Consider the following 3,504-nt stretch of genomic DNA (forward strand, 5'->3'; position numbering starts at 1 on the left):
GGCACCGGCTGCGCCGGCGCCGAGTCCGGCAGCCGCTCCTGCGGTTGCGGCCGCGGCGGCTAATGGATCGTCAGCTGGTACGGAGAATGACCGCAAGGCGCGTCCCGCTGCGGCAGCGGCCGCCGAAGGCAGTTCGATTCGCGTGGGCGTCGAGAAGGTCGACCAGCTGATCAACCTGGTCGGCGAACTGGTGATCACCCAGGCGATGCTCGCCGAGACCACCAGCGCCTTCGATCCGGCGCTTCACGACCGCCTATTCAACGGCATGGCGCAACTGGAGCGCAATGCCCGCGATCTGCAGGAAGCGGTGATGTCGATCCGCATGATGCCGATGGATTACGTGTTCAGCCGCTTCCCGCGTCTGGTGCGCGATCTCGCGGCAAAACTCGGCAAGGAAGTTGAACTCGTCACCTTCGGTCAGGCGACCGAACTCGACAAGAGCCTGATCGAACGCATCATCGATCCGCTGACCCACCTCGTGCGCAACAGTCTCGATCACGGCATCGAAACGGTGGAAGCACGGCGTGCGGCGGGCAAGGATTCGACCGGTCAACTGGTGCTGTCCGCCGCGCATCACGGCGGCAACATCGTAATCGAAGTCAGCGACGACGGCGCCGGCCTGCGCCGCGACAAGATTCTCGCCAAGGCGGCCAAGCAAGGCATGCAGGTCAGCGAAAGCATGACCGACGACGAAGTGTGGAACCTGATTTTCCTGCCTGGCTTCTCGACGGCTGAGCAGGTAACAGACGTCTCGGGGCGCGGTGTCGGGATGGACGTGGTGAAGCGCAACATCCAGTCGATGGGCGGTCACGTCGAAATCACCTCGCACGCCGGCAAAGGCAGCACCACGCGCATCGTGTTGCCGCTCACGCTGGCGATTCTCGACGGCATGTCAGTGAAGGTGGGCAACGAGATCTTCATCTTGCCGCTGAACTTCGTGATGGAGTCACTGCAACCGCAAGCCGAGGACATCTACACCGTGGCTGCTGGCGAACGCGTGGTGCGGGTGCGCGGCGAATATCTGCCGCTCGTCGCGCTGCACGAAGTGTTCTCCGTGGCCGACGCCAAGTCCGAACCGACCCAGGGCATCGTCACCATCATGCAAACGGAAGGACGGCGCTTCGCCATGCTGATCGACGAACTGGTCGGCCAGCAGCAGGTGGTGGTGAAGAACCTCGAAACGAATTACCGCAAGGTGCACGGCATTTCTGCCGCGACCATTCTCGGCGACGGCAGTGTCGCGCTGATCGTGGACGTGGCCGCGTTGAATCGCGAGACTCGGGCCGCCCACGGCGCCATGGCGCTCGCGTAACCTCGCGTCCCCTTTTGCAGCTTTTTACTTAACCAATTTCATCCCAACCGTTTGGGGGCTAACGTGGCAGAAGTCCAATCCATCAATTCGAGCGTTGCTAACGCGAGCGGTACGAATGGCCGCCGCGATGCGCAGGCAGACGCCGGCGGTCAGGAATTCCTCGTCTTCACACTGGGCGCGGAAGAGTACGGCATCGACATTCTCAAGGTGCAGGAGATTCGCGGTTACGACAGCGTCACGCGCATCGCCAACGCGCCTGAGTTCATCAAGGGCGTGATCAATCTGCGCGGCATCATCGTGCCGATCGTCGACATGCGCATCAAGTTTCACCTTGGCCGCGTCGACTACGACCATCAGACCGTCGTGATCATCCTGAACGTCGCGCATCGCGTGGTCGGGATGGTGGTGGACGGCGTGTCCGACGTGCTGACGCTCGCCACCGACCAGATCATGCCGGCGCCGGAGTTTGGCGCGACGCTAACGACTGAATATCTGACGGGTCTGGGTACGGTCGACGGCCGCATGCTGATTCTGATGGACATCGAAAAACTGATGACCAGCCGCGAAATGGCACTGATCGAGTCGATCGGCGGCTAAACGCCGTCGGCGTATCCATGACTGGACAACAGGGAGCATCAAGATGCTAAGCAGGTGGTCAATTCGTACGTCGTTGACCGTGGTCGGAATCGTTCTGGCGGCGCTGACGATCGTGGTCGGTGCGCTCGGGCTGACTGCGCTGCGTCACGCCAGCCAATCGCTCGATGGCATCGCGGGCGGCGATCTGGTGGCCATTCATGCACTCGACGACGCATCGGGCTTTCTGCTGCGTTCGCGCATTGCCGTGGACCGCTACAACACGCTGATCGCCGCCGGCAACGCTGACGAAGCGAAGACCGTGCTGGACCGTGCGCAGGATCTGCTCAACCAGGGTAACCAGAGCTGGCAAGCGTTCCTGGATGCGCCCAAGGCAGGCCTCGATCAGGCGTTGCTCGACGATCTGACGGCGCGACGCGCCACGGTGATGCATGACGGCGTCGATCCGGAATTCGCCGCGCTGCGTGCCAACGATCAACCCGGTTTTCACGCGATTGCCGATACGAAGATCAGCCCGCTGTTCATCGCCTACGACGCTTCCGCCTCGGCGGTGGCGAAGGCCTTGCAACAGCGCTCAATGGATGAACAGTCTGCTGCGCAGTCGAGCGTCGCGTTGATGACGACGCTGATTTTCGCGGTGGCTGCGTTCGCACTGGTGCTGGTGGTGCTAATTCGCCTTGCGTTGCGCGGGCTGATCGTCCAGCCGCTCAAGGACGCGACTGACTGTTTCGAACGCATTGCCGATGGCGATCTGACGCAGCCGGTCGACGTGTCGAGCACCAATGAGATTGGCCGGCTGTTCAGCGGCATCAAGCGGATGCAGGACAGTCTCGCCACGATGGTGACGGCGGTGCACAGCAGCACCGAATCCATCGATACCGGCGCGCGTGAAATCGCGATGGGCAATACCGATCTGTCGCAGCGCACCGAACAGCAGGCCGCATCGCTGCAACAAACCGCGTCGAGCATGGAGCAACTGACGGGAACCGTTCGGCAGAACGCCGAGAACGCGCGCCAGGCGAGCCAACTGGCGGTCAACGCGTCGGACATCGCCACGCGTGGCGGCGACGTAGTGGGCCAGGTCGTACACACGATGCAGGACATCGCCACCAGTTCGAACAAGGTGGTCGACATCATCGGCGTGATCGAAGGCATCGCCTTCCAGACCAACATCCTCGCGTTGAACGCGGCGGTCGAGGCGGCACGCGCCGGCGAACAGGGCCGCGGCTTTGCAGTGGTGGCCGGCGAAGTGCGCAGCCTCGCGCAGCGTAGCGCCAGTGCGGCGAAGGAAATCAAGGAACTGATCGGCGACTCGGTCGACAAGGTGCAAAGTGGTTCGGCACTCGTGGGCCGCGCCGGTTCGACGATGGAAGAGATCGTCCAGGCCGTGCGTCGTGTGACCGACATCATGGGCGAGATCAGCGCGGCGTCCGAAGAACAGTCGACGGGCATCGAGCAGGTCAACCGCGCCGTGGTACAGATGGACGAAGTCACGCAGCAGAATGCCGCGCTGGTCGAAGAAGCGGCTGCGGCTGCGGCCTCGCTCGAAGAACAGACGCGCCAGTTGCAGACGGTGGTGGGTGGTTGGCGCGTGCAGG

3 protein-coding genes are annotated in these 3,504 nt (G+C 62.9%); all 3 read left to right on the forward strand.

All coding sequences use genetic code 11. The annotated features are described in order from the left end of the window. Positions 1–1,312 (forward strand): chemotaxis protein CheW (locus tag WCA85_RS24615; RefSeq protein WP_424067465.1); only part of this gene is annotated, 1,312 nt, incomplete at its 5' end. A gap of 63 nt (positions 1,313–1,375) precedes the next feature. Next, entirely contained in the window at positions 1,376–1,909 is a 534-nt protein-coding gene (cheW, locus tag WCA85_RS24620) for a chemotaxis protein CheW (protein WP_424067466.1), read from the forward strand. A 43-nt stretch (positions 1,910–1,952) separates the two neighbouring features. Beyond that, positions 1,953–3,504: methyl-accepting chemotaxis protein (locus WCA85_RS24625; protein ID WP_424067467.1), on the forward strand; the 1,552-nt coding region annotated here is incomplete at its 3' end.

The organism is Paraburkholderia sp., assembly GCF_049581445.1.
In the GTDB taxonomy this organism is placed as follows: Bacteria; Pseudomonadota; Gammaproteobacteria; order Burkholderiales; family Burkholderiaceae; genus Paraburkholderia.